16 protein-coding genes are annotated in these 13,465 nt (G+C 41.7%); all 16 read left to right on the forward strand.

Features of this window, described 5'->3' with window-relative positions:
• The first annotated feature begins 22 nt into the window (after window positions 1-22).
• The 16 genes from DWW52_RS00585 to DWW52_RS00660 all read left to right on the forward strand — a co-directional run bounded on the left by DWW52_RS00585 (window position 23) and on the right by DWW52_RS00660 (window position 13,465).
• On the forward strand, window positions 23-1,198 hold the full coding sequence (locus tag DWW52_RS00585) for an O-antigen ligase (protein ID WP_148315302.1): 1,176 nt from the start codon (window positions 23-25) through the stop codon (window positions 1,196-1,198).
• Window positions 1,189-2,151, forward strand: a complete 963-nt coding sequence (locus DWW52_RS00590; protein ID WP_118713542.1) for a glycosyltransferase family A protein — start codon at window positions 1,189-1,191, stop codon at window positions 2,149-2,151. Before DWW52_RS00585 ends, DWW52_RS00590 begins: the two co-directional genes overlap by 10 nt.
• A 42-nt stretch (window positions 2,152-2,193) precedes the next feature.
• A complete protein-coding gene (locus DWW52_RS00595; protein WP_118713543.1) occupies window positions 2,194-2,802 on the forward strand; it encodes a sugar transferase in 609 nt (202 codons plus the stop codon).
• Between the two features lie 11 nt (window positions 2,803-2,813).
• On the forward strand, window positions 2,814-4,352 hold the full coding sequence (locus DWW52_RS00600; protein ID WP_233556620.1) for an amino acid adenylation domain-containing protein: 1,539 nt from the start codon (window positions 2,814-2,816) through the stop codon (window positions 4,350-4,352).
• Complete coding sequence (locus DWW52_RS00605) at window positions 4,349-5,161, forward strand: GNAT family N-acetyltransferase (RefSeq protein ID WP_118713544.1); 813 nt, start codon at window positions 4,349-4,351, stop codon at window positions 5,159-5,161. Before DWW52_RS00600 ends, DWW52_RS00605 begins: the two co-directional genes overlap by 4 nt.
• Window positions 5,158-5,388 carry an acyl carrier protein gene (locus DWW52_RS00610; protein WP_118713545.1) on the forward strand — a complete coding sequence of 77 codons (231 nt, stop codon included), beginning with the start codon at window positions 5,158-5,160 and terminating at the stop codon, window positions 5,386-5,388. The genes DWW52_RS00605 and DWW52_RS00610 overlap by 4 nt, the downstream gene beginning before the upstream one ends.
• Window positions 5,388-6,452, forward strand: a complete 1,065-nt coding sequence (locus DWW52_RS00615) for a 3-oxoacyl-ACP synthase III family protein (protein ID WP_118713546.1) — start codon at window positions 5,388-5,390, stop codon at window positions 6,450-6,452. Before DWW52_RS00610 ends, DWW52_RS00615 begins: the two co-directional genes overlap by 1 nt.
• A 10-nt stretch (window positions 6,453-6,462) precedes the next feature.
• The gene (locus DWW52_RS00620) at window positions 6,463-6,681 is read left to right on the forward strand and encodes a phosphopantetheine-binding protein (RefSeq protein ID WP_118713547.1); all 219 of its coding nucleotides are present in this window, start codon (window positions 6,463-6,465) and stop codon (window positions 6,679-6,681) included.
• A 98-nt stretch (window positions 6,682-6,779) separates the two neighbouring features.
• Window positions 6,780-7,526: an SDR family NAD(P)-dependent oxidoreductase gene (locus DWW52_RS00625; RefSeq protein ID WP_118713548.1), complete on the forward strand. Its 747-nt coding sequence runs from the start codon at window positions 6,780-6,782 to the stop codon at window positions 7,524-7,526.
• A 30-nt stretch (window positions 7,527-7,556) separates the two neighbouring features.
• A complete protein-coding gene (locus DWW52_RS00630; protein WP_118713549.1) occupies window positions 7,557-8,633 on the forward strand; it encodes a 3-oxoacyl-ACP synthase III family protein in 1,077 nt (358 codons plus the stop codon).
• Window positions 8,634-8,647: 14 nt separating this feature from the next.
• Window positions 8,648-9,394 carry an SDR family NAD(P)-dependent oxidoreductase gene (locus DWW52_RS00635; protein ID WP_233556622.1) on the forward strand — a complete coding sequence of 249 codons (747 nt, stop codon included), beginning with the start codon at window positions 8,648-8,650 and terminating at the stop codon, window positions 9,392-9,394.
• Window positions 9,395-9,404: 10 nt separating this feature from the next.
• A complete protein-coding gene (locus DWW52_RS00640; RefSeq protein ID WP_118713551.1) occupies window positions 9,405-10,148 on the forward strand; it encodes an SDR family NAD(P)-dependent oxidoreductase in 744 nt (247 codons plus the stop codon).
• On the forward strand, window positions 10,148-10,786 hold the full coding sequence (locus DWW52_RS00645) for an MBL fold metallo-hydrolase (RefSeq protein WP_118713552.1): 639 nt from the start codon (window positions 10,148-10,150) through the stop codon (window positions 10,784-10,786). Before DWW52_RS00640 ends, DWW52_RS00645 begins: the two co-directional genes overlap by 1 nt.
• 15 nt (window positions 10,787-10,801) lie before the next feature.
• Window positions 10,802-11,455, forward strand: coding sequence for an acetyltransferase (locus tag DWW52_RS00650; RefSeq protein WP_118713553.1), 654 nt, complete (start codon window positions 10,802-10,804; stop codon window positions 11,453-11,455).
• Between the two features lie 53 nt (window positions 11,456-11,508).
• Window positions 11,509-12,681 carry a DegT/DnrJ/EryC1/StrS aminotransferase family protein gene (locus DWW52_RS00655; RefSeq protein ID WP_118713554.1) on the forward strand — a complete coding sequence of 391 codons (1,173 nt, stop codon included), beginning with the start codon at window positions 11,509-11,511 and terminating at the stop codon, window positions 12,679-12,681.
• 10 nt (window positions 12,682-12,691) lie between these two features.
• The gene (locus DWW52_RS00660) at window positions 12,692-13,465 is read left to right on the forward strand and encodes a polysaccharide biosynthesis/export family protein (protein ID WP_118713555.1); all 774 of its coding nucleotides are present in this window, start codon (window positions 12,692-12,694) and stop codon (window positions 13,463-13,465) included.

Consider the following 13,465-nt stretch of genomic DNA (forward strand, 5'->3'; position numbering starts at 1 on the left):
TGAAGCTTTAATAACGGTTTTCGTGGAAGTAAAATTATTACCTGTTTTATCAACCATCATGTTTTTTGCTTTTATTGGGGGGGATTGTATCTATGCGGATCAAACGCCTTTATTAAATCAGATATTGGTGGTGATGCAAGCCTTATCGTTTTTAGTAACTATTATATGGTGGGTAAAAAAGAAGGTGTTTTCTAAATTTGATGTTTGGTTGTTTGCCTTTTTTTCAATTCTATTGATTGTCACGCTTGTGCGGGAAGGGTACGTGTATTCATTGTTAACAAGGTGGATGCGTATTTTCGGGTGTGTGTTTCTTGCCGAAATTCTTATAAAGCAAAATAAAGCCTATTTATTTAGTAGTCTGTCGATTGTTTATTCTGCTTTAGTCTACCTCGGTTGTGTTTGTCTGTTATTGTATCCGGACGGGATGTTTTATGTTCGTATCAATAATTACGTGACGTTACCTTACTCTATTCTGGGAAATGGAAATTCTTACGGAATCGTGTTGATTCCCGCAATTGTTATTAATAGCATATATGCATCGACTTGCGGGCGAAAATACACGATTAATCTGGTTTTGCTGATGTTGTGTTCTGCTATTATTCTTTTGAAGGTTTGGTCTGCCACCTCAATTGTCAGTTTTGCTTTACTTTTGGGGTACTATTTTTTTGTTTACAAGACGAGATTTGCAAGTTATGTCACTTCCAAGAGATTATTGGCAATTTATATCCTTTTTTTCCTGGGTATTGTGGCTTTTCAGATACAGAGTAGTTTCTCTTTCTTGATTGAAGATGTTTTAAAGAAAGATTTTACTTTTTCATCACGGACAGTTATATGGGATTTAGCTTTAGTGAAAATAAAGAATTCCTTTTTACTTGGGTATGGAGAAGTTTTTCATGGATTATATATTGATGTTTTCGGTGGGCGAAATGCACATAATATTATTTTGCATATTTTGCTTCAAGGTGGAATAATTGCGTTTGGTATTTTCTTTAGTTTACTGTATATCGTGCTATCCAGACTGAATAAGAATAAGAAATTCCATTTATCTAACTGGTTATCCGTGTCTATTTTCGTGATGTTTGTATTGATGACAACAGAGGTATACTCGTTATTGTCATTATTCCTTATGTTTTTATTCGCTTTTTATATCGAGAAATTCAGGTATAACAGATCTTTTAATATTTGTGTATGGGCATAAATTATTCCATTATTATTCCTCATAAAAATACTCCTCGGCTTTTACAGAGGTGTTTGGATTCTATTCCTCGTAGAGACGATATTCAAATAATCGTTGTTGATGATAATAGCGATCCCGGAAAAGTTGATTTCTCGAATTTCCCCGGAGAGGGATCACCGAATGTTGAAGTTTATTTTCCCAAAGAGGGTAGAGGGGCCGGGTATGCCCGGAATCTTGGATTGACCAAAAGTGTCGGGCGGTGGACCTTATTTGCTGATGCGGATGATTTTTATAATCCTTGTTTGCTCGATAGTATTGATAAATATGAGAAGAGTGATTTTGATATCGTGTATTTCTGCACGAATGCTTTAGATTCGGATACCTTGATGCCGAGTCGTGAATCTGAAGCTAAAAACGCTCTTAATCAGGTTTCACGGATGGTTCATGATGCGTTGCAAACAGATGATTACGAGGAGTTGAGATATAAAAACTATACGTCTTGGGCGAAATTGATTTCGAGTGATTTAATCAGAAGACATCAATTACGTTTTGATGAAACAAAGGCAAATAACGATGTGATGTTTAATGTGCAAGCGGCACATTTCGCTGGAAAGGTTGTTGCAGATACTTCTGTAATATACTGTGTCACCTATCACGGGGAATCATTGATTATGAATTTTTCGGAAGAGGCATGTAAAGCCCGTTTGTACGTGAATCAACGATGTAACGAGTTTTTGCAACGTGTTGGTAAAACACAATATCGTACAAATCTTTTCCCGTTTATTATTAGTCGGGATGGCTTCACGTTGGGTGGCTTTGGGCGGAGACTATCAATTTTGCATGCATCATATGTTTTTCGATGGTTGTTAATAGATATGTTTATTCATGTTGGATTACTTGTTAAAATCTTTATTAATCCCTCGCAAAGAAAACTTTGGCAGAATAGAAGAAAAATGATAGAAAGTAGTAAATAGGTAATTTGTAGATATTGAAGTTGTGTGTAATATTTTTCATTTATGTATAAAAAAATAGGGAAGCAGGTACTGGATATTTCTTTTGCATTTTTTGGGGTGTTATTACTATCTCCTTTACTCTTTTTCATCATTTTGACGTTATTCTTGTCGAATAAAGGATCTGGAGTTTTTTTTACTCAAACTCGTGTGGGACGGGACGCAAGATACTTTAAAGTGATAAAATTCAAGACGATGACGGATGAATGTGATCATCAGGGCGTTTTATTACCGGATGCCGAGCGTTTGACTAAGATCGGGAGATTTATACGTTCAACCTCCATGGATGAATTACCCCAGTTGATAAACGTGTTGAAGGGAGATATGGCCTTGATCGGTCCGAGACCTCTGCTCGTGGAATATCTAACTTTATATACGAAAGAACAGGCCCGGAGACATGATGTGCGTCCGGGAATCACCGGTTGGGCCCAGATACACGGCAGGAATGCGATCTCGTGGGATGAGAAACTTAAATTGGACGTGTGGTACGTGGATCATCTTTCATTTCCTCTGGATTTAAAGATTTTTTTCTTGACAATCGGGAAGGTCGTGAAGAAAGAGGGAATAACAAAAGAGGGGATGGCGACGACCGAAGCTTTTAACGGACACAATTAATTTTAGAATATATGATAAAGATAAATCTTGTCGAGTATTTTGAAAACACGGTGCGAAAGCATGCTGATAAGATCGCCGTGTATGATAAAGAACGTGACATCACTTTTTCTGGTTTAGAACAGAAATGTAAATTGTTGGCGAGTGAAATTTTATCACGTAAAAACGTGATAAAAAGACCAATAGCAATATATCTTAATAAAAGTATAGAAAGCGTTTATTCGGATTTGGCTGTTATATATAGCGGGAATTTCTACATGAACCTGGATGTAAAAACTCCCGTGACGAGAATAAAGAACATTCTGGAACTAGTGTGTCCCGAAGTAATTATCACGAATAATCAGTTCGAGAAAAACATACAGGATATTGTGCCGAAAGAGACCGTGGTTATCAATCTTGATTCGGTCGATTTTGGTGAAATTGTTCGTGATGACAATATGCTTTCCGCTCGTCTGGGAACGCTGATCGACACCGATCCTCTTTGTATTATAAATACTTCCGGTTCAACGGGGACTCCCAAGGGGGTGGTCTTGAATCATCGGAGTTTTGTTGATTTCACGGAATGGGCAGATGACACGTTCTCTTTCACGGATGAAGAGATTATCGGTTCATTGTCCCCTTTGGTTTTTGATATATACAGTTTCGAGTTATGTATGTTGATGGCCAAGGGAAGTACGATCGTGTTGATTCCCGATCATTTGTCTGCTTTCCCCGCGGCGATATTGCAATTATTGCAAGAGAAAAAGGTATCATTTATTTTTTGGGTACCGACGATCATGGTCAATATCGCTAACATGAATTTGTTGGATAAAATACAGTTGCCGGATCTGAGATTATGCTGGTTTGCGGGAGAGGTGTTCCCAACAAAACAATTTAATTACTGGCACGGGGAGTTGCCGCGTGTTTTATTTGCCAATCTTTATGGACCGATCGAGATCACGCTGGACTGCACTTATTTTAAAGTAGAACGGGAGATCAGGGACGAGGAACCGATACCTATCGGATTTCCGTGCAGGAATACAGACGTTTTGATTTTGGACGAGGATGACCGAGAAGTGGCGGAAGCGGGACGAGAAGGAGAACTTTGCATTCGCGGGACTTCTTTGGCGATGGGGTATTATAACAACCCGGAGAAGACGGCTGCTGCTTTTGTTCAAAACCCGTTGAACAGTGCCTACCCGGAAATTATCTATCGTACGGGTGATGTCGTGTACCGGAATTCTTTCGGCGAGATTGTTTTCAAAGGTCGAAAGGATACTTTAATAAAGCATTTGGGGTATCGGATCGAATTAGGAGAGATCGAACACGTGATTATCAATAAATTGAAATTAGTCCGGAACGGGTGTATCGTGTACAACAACCAGAAAAAAGAGATCACGTTGTTTTACGAGGCAGAACAAGAAGTCAACGTTTCTGAATTCAGAACAAGAATCGGTAAAGAATTGCCTAAATATATGGTTCCGACGGCATTTCATTGTTTAAGTGAATTGCAGCGGAATACGAATGGAAAAATAGATCGTTTACATTATAATCAACTGGTCACGGGTTTATGAGCAAGATCAATTCGTACCGGGAGGTTCTCGATCTATCATGTGCAGTACGGAATCTAAGAAAGGGATTTATAACTAATTTCTATCCGGACTCTTTCCGAGTTGATTTGTGGTGTAAGTACGGTAGTTTATTTTATTATTTATACCCGGAGACTGTATTTTTCGAACAGGTAGAAAGAGGTTTCAGGCATTTGTTTTATATCTCGACTTCAGAACAGGCATTAAAAGAAGCATTAATTGATTTTTTGGCTGGGCATGAAACGGGTTCATTAGTGGTAGATGTTCTGGGAAATGATTCGGATTTGCCTGTAAAGAGACTTTTTGAAGAAAATGGTTTCCAAGAATACTCTTCCCTGATTCGTATGACACGGATAAACTCTCTTGTTGGAGAGGAAAAGGTTATTCCGGATGTCGTATTTCAGGCTGGAATAGGGGATGTGCAGGAGATATTGAAATTATATGATACTTACTTTGACGCTTACATTGAGCAAATCCCGTTAAGAGAAGAGTTAGAAAGATGGATCGCTTCCGATCATGTGCTGGTGTATCGGGCGGACGGGCACATTGTAGGATTCCTGATTTACGATTTGACGGGTGTGACTCTTTATCTACGCTATTGGTTTGTACATCCGGAATATCGGGATCAAAAGATAGGGGCTATTTTGTTTAAAGAATTTATGAGGCGGGGAGAAAATACCCGGCGGCAGTTGTTCTGGGTTATATCCTCCAACGAAAATGCAATAAAGCGTTATGTTCATTATGGTTTTGCTATAGAGAAAATGTTTGATTATGTTTTAATAAATACGTTATGAGAGAAAAAGTTATACAGATTTTGTCTGAATTACGTCCGGAGTTTGATTTTAACGATTCGTTGAATTTCATGGAAGAAGGGATGTTGGATTCATTTGATATTATAAATTTAGTTACGGCCTTGGATCAAGAGTTCGGTATTTCTATAGATGGAATTGATGTGTTGCCGGATAACTTTTCGACGATAGACAGGATCATCGGGTTGGTAGAAAAAAACAGGGCTGTCTGATGAATCTGAAGTTTCATAATAAGAAGATAACAGGGATTCTGACGATTTTACCCGCGAACGAGATAAAATTTGAAGATGAAATGTTGAATTATAATTTTACCGCAGCCAAATCCTTGAAGTTGAAGATGGCTATGGGATACGATACGCATCGTGTCGTGGAGGGGGATACCTGTGTTTCGGATTTATGTGTCCACGGGATGGATTATCTTTTCAAAAATAATCTGCTGGCTAAAGATGACATTGATGCCTTGATACTGGTGACTCAATCCCCGGATCATATTATGCCGCCCACGAGTAATATTATTCAAGGGCGGTTGGGGTTGAAACACGATATGATATGTTTGGATATAAACCAAGGGTGTGCCGGGTACGTGTTGGGATTGGTGCAAGCGTTTATGCTTCTGGAACAGGAATGCATCCGCAAGGTGGTGCTTTTAAATGCGGATGTTTTGAGCCGTAAAGTTTCTAAAAGAGATCGTAACAGTAACCCGTTGATCGGAGATGCTGCATCCGTTACCGTCGTGGAGAAAGACTCGTGTGATAGCGAGATATTCGGGAATATTCGGATGGATGGATCGCGGGCAGAAGCGTTGATGATCCCTGCGGGGGGATTCCGTTTGCCTTCTTCTGCCGAAACAGCAGTGATGGAGGAAGACCCGAACGGGAATTTCAGGTCGAGAGATCATTTGGTGATGAAAGGGGATGAGGTTTTCAATTTCGTGCAACAAGAGGTTCCTCCTATGATTGAAGAGTTGTTACAATTCTCATCCTGTGACAAGGAAGATGTGTCCTGGTACCTGTTTCATCAGCCAAACAAGTTTATGTTGAATAAGTTGGCTGATAAAATTGGGATACAACGGGAGAAAATGCCTGCCAATGTTGTCGAAAAATTCGGGAACTCTAGCGGGGTGACGATTCCTGTCAATATAGCCTATAATTTGGGAGATACTTTATTGCGAGAGCACGTGAAAGTGTGTATGGCCGGCTTTGGAGTGGGACTTACCTGGGCATCGCTATTGTTGGATATAGGAAAATTACAGTTCAATCAAATAATTAATTTTTAAATTGTAAATTATGGAAGAATTATTGGAAAAATTAGCGGAAATACTGGAAGTGGACGAGTTGGACGGAGTGAAGAAATTTGTGGATTTCGAAGAATGGGATTCTCTTTCAAGTTTATCGGTTATCGCCATGTTGGATGCTGACTATAAAATGTCGATGTCAAATAAAGAACTTCTAGCTTACCCGTCGATTAACGCTTTTTGCGAAGACGTGTTATCCCGGAAAAAATAGAATGTCATTTGTTTACGGGGAGAAGAGTACACTTCGTGTGATCGACTTTCCCGTAAAATAACTATCGTGTGTGGTTTTAATATAGAAAGGATTCTATCATGAATAATCCATTTTCTTTGGTCGGGAAAACGATTCTGGTCACGGGGGCTTCTTCCGGGATTGGGAAAGCTATCGCGATCGAGTGCTCAAAACTGGGGGCGTGTCTGGTTATAACCGGAAGGGATGAGAGAAGATTACACGCCACTTGGGAGTTGCTGGAGGGAAAGGGGCACGTTGAAGTTGCCGGGGATCTGACGATGGAGGAAGAGGTGGAGGAGTTATTAAACTTGTTGCCGGAACTGGATGGAATTGTCCATGTTGCCGGTGTGGGCCAGAGTATACCATTCCCGTATATATCCAAGGAAAAACTGGATAGTATGTTTTCCGTGAATTTCTTTGCTCCGGTTCTCCTGTCCCAAAAGATGATTAAAAAGAGAAAATTACGTAAGGGTGCTTCTATCGTGTTCATATCTTCAATAGATGGTCCCGTGACCGCCCATATCGGGAATGCTATTTATTCCTCGACAAAAGCCGCTTTAACAGGAATGGCCAAAAACATGGCAGTGGATCTGGCATCCAAGAGAATCCGAGTCAATTGTGTCCTTCCCGGAATGGTCGAGACCCCGTTGATTCATCAGGGAAGTATCTCGGAGGAGCAATTGGATCAAGATAAATTGTCTTATCCCTTGAAACGATATGCACGACCGGAAGAGGTGGCTTATGCGGTTATTTATTTTTTGTCTGATGCCAGTAGTTTTACCACCGGGGCTAATCTGGTCGTGGATGGTGGTTTTACATTATTGTAATATGTTACGGAATACTATAAAGTAATAAATATGGATTTTGTTTTTTCAAATAGTTCTATTACAGGAATGTTGGCTGTAATGCCCGATAGGGAGATCAAGTTTGAAGATGAGATGGTTAATTTTAATTTCCCGATTAAAAGTTCTTTGAAGTTGGCTAAAACATTCGGGTATGGAGCCCGTCGTGTGGTTGATGATGGTGTGACGGCTTCTGATTTGTGCGTGTACGGTATAAATTATTTGCTGGATGCGGGTTTGTTGAAAAAGGAAGATATCGGGGGAATACTTTTTATCAGCCAGACGCCGGATTATATTCAACCCCCAACATCGAACGTGATACAGGGAAAATTGGGGCTTGGTTATGATGTCTTGTGCATGGACATTAATCAAGGGTGTGCCGGTTTTGTCTTGGGAATATTTCAGGCTTATTCTCTATTAGCCTCAGGTTTGGAGGGAAAAATACTTCTGTTGAACGCGGAAACCCCTTCTTTGGTTATGCCCAAAAGGGATCGGAGTTCAACTCCTTTATTCGGTGATGCCGCAACGATAACGGTTATCGAGAAAACAGATGCTGAAACCCCTTCCCGGTTTAAGATAAAGAATGACGGTTCGAGGTACGATGCGTTAATTATTCCCGCAGGCGGTTTCCGTATGCGTTGTTCCACGGAGACAAGTGTCGAAACCCAACAGGAAGACGGGAATTTTAGAAGCCTCGAACATCCCGTGATGAAAGGAGATGACGTGTATAATTTTACCGTGAATGAAGTGATCGAATTAATCGAGGAGATGGTTTCCACTTCCTCGTTAACAAAGGAAGATATTGATTATTACATGCTTCATCAACCGAATCGTTTTATCCTTCAGAATATGGCGAAGAAAATGGATATTCCGGAGGATAAAATGCCCAATAATATCGTGGGGCTTTTCGGGAATAGTAGTAGTGCGGCTTTGCCTGTCAATATCGTGTACAATTTTGGAGAGATTTTGGAACGGCGAGAGTTGACATTTCTTTTAAGTGGTTTTGGGATCGGGTTATCTTGGAATACTGCTTTAATGAAACTGGGGAATTTGAATTTTTGTAAAATGGTAGGTCATTCTTTATGTCAGTAGTAAATTGTAATCCAATGGATCTGTCCGGTAGGTCTTATATCATAACCGGTGCCGCCTCTGGGATCGGGAAGGCGACAGCTATTATTTTATCGAAATTAGGAGCAAAATTGTTGTTACTCGATATAAATAAGGGAAATCTGGAACAACTTCATGATTCGTGTGAGAATATGGTTGATACTCTTGTTATTGATCTGACAAAATCGGGGGATATCAAGAGTTTGGTAAAAGAAAAAATAGCTGTTTTCGGTAAAATTAATGGTTTTGTCCATTGTGCGGGCATCCCTTATATATCTCCGTTAAATGCGGTAAATACCGAAAAGAGCGAGATGTTGTACAAGTTGAACACATACGCGGCAATCGAATTGGCTAAAGTATGTTCCAACAAGCAGGTGTACGTGGGGGAACATGGTTCTTTCGTGTTGCTTTCTTCCGTTTACGGGCTGGTCGGATCGGCAGCTAACGTGGTTTACGCCATGAGTAAAGCTGCCATTATCGGTATTACCCGGTCATTATCTATAGAATTGGCTCCCAAAAATATTCGGGTGAATTGTATTGCACCCGGTTTCGTGAAAACGAACATGTTGGCGGGTAACGCGGGGGCGTTTGATGATTCTTACAATCAGAAGTTGGAAGCTTTGCATCCGTTGGGTTTGGGGGATGCGGATTCAATAGCGGAACCTATCGCTTTTTTATTGTCTGATGCAAGTCGATGGATCACGGGGGCGATTATCAACGTGGATGGCGGTTTTACTGCTCAATAAATAAAATGGAATGAAAGAATGTATTATTATAACCGGAGCTTCTTCCGGCATGGGACGTGAGATGGCTAAAAAATTCTCTTCCTCTTATCCTGTTATTTTGAATGGCCGGGATCTGGAACGTCTGGAAGAAACGAGACAACAGTGTCAAAATCCCCAGAATCAATTAATATGGCAGTATGATCTGGAAAATGTGGAGGATGTTGAACAAACTTTGGCGACATTCCTGACGGGACATCAGGTCCGGGTAGCTTATTTCGTGCATTGTGCCGGTTACATGAAAACTTATCCTTTGAAGATGGTTTCTGCGTCACTATTTCAGCAGACGTTTAATATAAATGTCATTTCTGGGGCCTTGATTATAAAAACATTGATGAATCGTAAATTGAATGGCGATACGCTAAAAAGCGTGGTGTTGATCTCTAGTAATATCAGTAATTTCGGGGCGAAGGCTTTTGGGGTTTACGGGGCTTCGAAAGGAGCCATGGATGCCTTGATGCGTTCTTTGGCCGTGGAGCTGGCGCCCAAGGTACGGTTGAATTCCGTGTTGCCGGGAGGGGTGCGTACCACGATGACGGAGCATATGTACCAGGATGAGGAGCTCGTGAAACGTATGGCTGCGACCTACCCGCTGGGTTTGGGGGAGGCAAATGATATTTATGAAGTCGTGAATTTCTTGTTATCCGACAAAGCAAGATGGATCACGGGACAACAATGTACCGTGGACGGTGGGCGTACGATTAATATTACCGGGTGATGTCTCTGGAACTGGTACGAATTGTGAACAAGCCTATTCCCTCTAATTGTTTCTTGATTTTTGATAAAGAGATCGGTAACAATTGCCTGATCGTTGATCCGGGGAGTGAATGTTCGGATGATCTGGAGTTTGAGTTGAAACGGTTGGATTTGATTCCCGAGTATATCATCCTGACACATGAGCATTTTGATCACGTGTGGGGTTGTAATGAATTAATCGAACAATACGGGGCAAAAATCATTGCTTCCGCCTGTTGTTCCGAGGGAATTCAAAGTAACAAGAAAAATCATTCCCTGTTTTATAATCAAGTTGGGTTCGAGATCGCTCCTGCGGATGTGTTGATCGAAGATATCGGGTTCCGTTTTGAGTGGAACGGGATAGGCTTAGACTTTTTTATTGCGGAAGGCCACACGAACGGAGGTATCTGTTTTGTGGTGGGTGAGTATCTTTTTACCGGGGATTCCTTGATAAAAGATTTGAAAACCGTGACGAAATTGTATTGCGGTTCGAAAGAAAAATTGAAAGAAACAATCAGGAAGATAGAAGAACTTCGAGGGCGTGACCTGACGGTTTGTCCCGGACATGAGCCGTGTTTCTTGTTGGATGATTACGATTTGAATAAAGCTATTGGAAAATAAAAATAATTAGTGAAAATGTTACGAGATATTGCTGTTTACGGGGCTGGTGGGTATGGACGAGAAATAGCTTGCTTGATCAAAAAGATTAATGATCGGGAAGCGAGGTGGAACTTTATCGGTTATTTCGATGATCGTGTTGAAGCGGGAACGAGTATTTCATACGGGCAAATACGGGGGAACATGGAGGTGTTGAATGCGTGGGAAACGGAATTAGATGTCGTGTTTGCGATATCTAATGCGGAGGTGTTGCAAGTGTTGTATCGTAAGGTTGCTAACCCGCTTGTTGCTTTCCCGAATATAATCGACCCGGATACCGTTTTTTTAGATAGAGATAGCTTGGAAATGGGACAAGGGAATATTGTCGGGGCTTTCTGCTGTTTTAGTTGCAATAATTCCTTGGGGAACTTTAATATCCTCAACGGGAGCATTTCTTTTGGCCATGATGCTAGGATAGGCGACTTTAATATCCTAAACCCGGAGACTCGGTTATCGGGAGGTGTGGTTGTTGGGAATGCGAATTTTTTCGGGCTGCGAAGTGCCGTGTTGCAATATATTAACGTGGGAGACAATACGCGTGTCGGGGCCGGTAGCATCGTGATGAGAAACACGAAGGATGGCTTTTTATACATGGGGGTACCCGCAAAAAAATATGACGTGTACTCTCGTTAAGGGGTAATCACCTTACTGATTTTATTGGAAAGATATTTTAACACGATAGATATATGGAACCGAGAATTTGGTTATCTCTCGCTCGAATGGGAGGGCGAGAGCAGGAATTTATACAAGAGGCATTCGATACGAACTGGGTAGTGCCGTTAGGTCCCAACGTGAATGCTTTTGAAAAGTCCTTACGGGATTTTTTAATCGAAAATAGAGAATTGAACATTGAAAACGAGGATAAGTGTGTGGTAGCCTTAAGTGCGGGAACTGCGGCATTACATCTAGGGTTGATATTACTGGATGTTGGAGCCGGGGATGAGGTGATTTGTCAGAGTTTTACCTTTTCCGCGTCAGCCAATCCGATCGCTTATGTAGGGGCAACTCCCGTGTTCGTGGATAGCGAACCGGACACGTGGAACATGGACCCGGAATTGTTGGAGGAGGCGATAAGAGATCGTCTGGCGAAGACCGGAAGATTACCGAAAGCAATCATCCCGGTACATTTGTACGGGATGCCGGGGAAAATGGATGAAATGATGACGGTTGCCCGAAAATATAAAATACCCGTGCTGGAAGATGCGGCGGAAGCTTTGGGGGCGGAATATAAAGGACAAAGATGCGGGACGTTCGGGGAGTTTGGCGTGTTGTCGTTCAACGGGAACAAGATCATCACGACTTCGGGAGGCGGTGCTTTAGTCTGTTCTTGCAAGGAACATGCCGATCGGGCGTTGTATTACGCGACTCAGGCAAGAGATAACGCTCCTCATTACCAGCATTCTTGCATTGGGTATAATTACCGGATGAGTAATATCTGTGCGGGTATAGGTCGAGGGCAGATGTTCGTTTTAGGGGAACATGTCACGAGGAGGCGGGCGATACATGATTTGTACGTGAAGTTACTGGAGGGGGTGAACGGGTTACGGGTGATGAGCCAGCCTGAAGGCGATGTCTTCAACTCGAATTACTGGCTGACTTGTATTACCGTGGAACCGGAAGAGTTCGGTGCGTCAAGAGAAGAAATTCGTTTGGCCTTGAATGCGAATAATATAGAGAGTCGGCCGTTATGGAAACCGATGCACATGCAACCGGTGTTTAAAGATGCTCCGTATTATGGAAACGGGGTCAGCGAGCGTTTATTCGAGATTGGTCTGTGTCTGCCGTCGGGGGCGACGTTGACGGATAATGATATAGAGCGGGTGGTTCGTGTGATAAAGCATTTGGCGTGTAAATTATAAATTTGAATGTATGTGTATTTTTAGAAGAATTATTTTGTGTTTGTTTGGGGGAATTTTACTCTCTTCTTGTGGTTCCAGTAAGAAAGTGGTATACTTGCAGGATGTCGATGTTAACAAGCGTATAAAAGCGGAATGCGAGTACAAGACGGTCGTTCACCCGGACGATCTGTTGTCAATTATCGTATCGTGTGATGATCTGGAGTCCGCGTTACCTTTTAACACGCCGATGATCGGGTTGGGCAAGGAGGTAAGTACGACTTCCACGCAACAGATTCCCAGGGGATATTTGGTAGATAAGAATGGAGAGATTGATTTTCCGGTGTTGGGAAAACTGAAGGTAGTCGGAATTTCAAGGAATGAATTATCCGAAATGCTAAAAGAAAAATTGTCAGTCTATCTGAAAAACCCGATCGTGACGATTCAGTTTCAGAATTTCAAGGTAACCGTTTTGGGAGAGGTTAAGAGTCCGGGGAGTTACAAAGTGGTGAGTGAACGGGTTTCCTTGTTTGATGCGCTTGGAATGGCGGGCGACCTGCAAATTAACGGAAAACGTAAAAATGTTTTGGTGATGAGGGAAGAAGGTGACGAGAAGATATTCGCTCGGATTGATTTGACTTCAAGCGAGTTTATTGATTCTCCTTTTTTCTATTTGCAACAGAATGACGTGGTTTACGTGGAACCGAACAAGGGACGGATTGCCGGTGGGAGCGTGAGTGCTTTTTTACCTTATATCTTGTCGAGTATGTCGACCATATTGGCCTTGATAACGTTGATAACGAAATAG

Origin of the sequence: Odoribacter sp. AF15-53 (genome assembly GCF_003479425.1) — a bacterium.
Lineage (GTDB): Bacteria > Bacteroidota > Bacteroidia > Bacteroidales > Marinifilaceae > Butyricimonas.

Coding starts and splice junctions, on each gene's coding strand:
- DWW52_RS00590 (WP_118713542.1), top strand. CDS start 1,189: ATGGGCATAAATTATTCCATTATTATTCCTCATAAAAATACTCCTCGG.
- DWW52_RS00595 (WP_118713543.1), top strand. CDS start 2,194: ATGTATAAAAAAATAGGGAAGCAGGTACTGGATATTTCTTTTGCATTT.
- DWW52_RS00600 (WP_233556620.1), top strand. CDS start 2,814: ATGATAAAGATAAATCTTGTCGAGTATTTTGAAAACACGGTGCGAAAG.
- DWW52_RS00605 (WP_118713544.1), top strand. CDS start 4,349: ATGAGCAAGATCAATTCGTACCGGGAGGTTCTCGATCTATCATGTGCA.
- DWW52_RS00610 (WP_118713545.1), top strand. CDS start 5,158: ATGAGAGAAAAAGTTATACAGATTTTGTCTGAATTACGTCCGGAGTTT.
- DWW52_RS00615 (WP_118713546.1), top strand. CDS start 5,388: ATGAATCTGAAGTTTCATAATAAGAAGATAACAGGGATTCTGACGATT.
- DWW52_RS00620 (WP_118713547.1), top strand. CDS start 6,463: ATGGAAGAATTATTGGAAAAATTAGCGGAAATACTGGAAGTGGACGAG.
- DWW52_RS00625 (WP_118713548.1), top strand. CDS start 6,780: ATGAATAATCCATTTTCTTTGGTCGGGAAAACGATTCTGGTCACGGGG.
- DWW52_RS00630 (WP_118713549.1), top strand. CDS start 7,557: ATGGATTTTGTTTTTTCAAATAGTTCTATTACAGGAATGTTGGCTGTA.
- DWW52_RS00635 (WP_233556622.1), top strand. CDS start 8,648: ATGGATCTGTCCGGTAGGTCTTATATCATAACCGGTGCCGCCTCTGGG.
- DWW52_RS00640 (WP_118713551.1), top strand. CDS start 9,405: ATGAAAGAATGTATTATTATAACCGGAGCTTCTTCCGGCATGGGACGT.
- DWW52_RS00645 (WP_118713552.1), top strand. CDS start 10,148: ATGTCTCTGGAACTGGTACGAATTGTGAACAAGCCTATTCCCTCTAAT.
- DWW52_RS00650 (WP_118713553.1), top strand. CDS start 10,802: ATGTTACGAGATATTGCTGTTTACGGGGCTGGTGGGTATGGACGAGAA.
- DWW52_RS00655 (WP_118713554.1), top strand. CDS start 11,509: ATGGAACCGAGAATTTGGTTATCTCTCGCTCGAATGGGAGGGCGAGAG.
- DWW52_RS00660 (WP_118713555.1), top strand. CDS start 12,692: ATGTGTATTTTTAGAAGAATTATTTTGTGTTTGTTTGGGGGAATTTTA.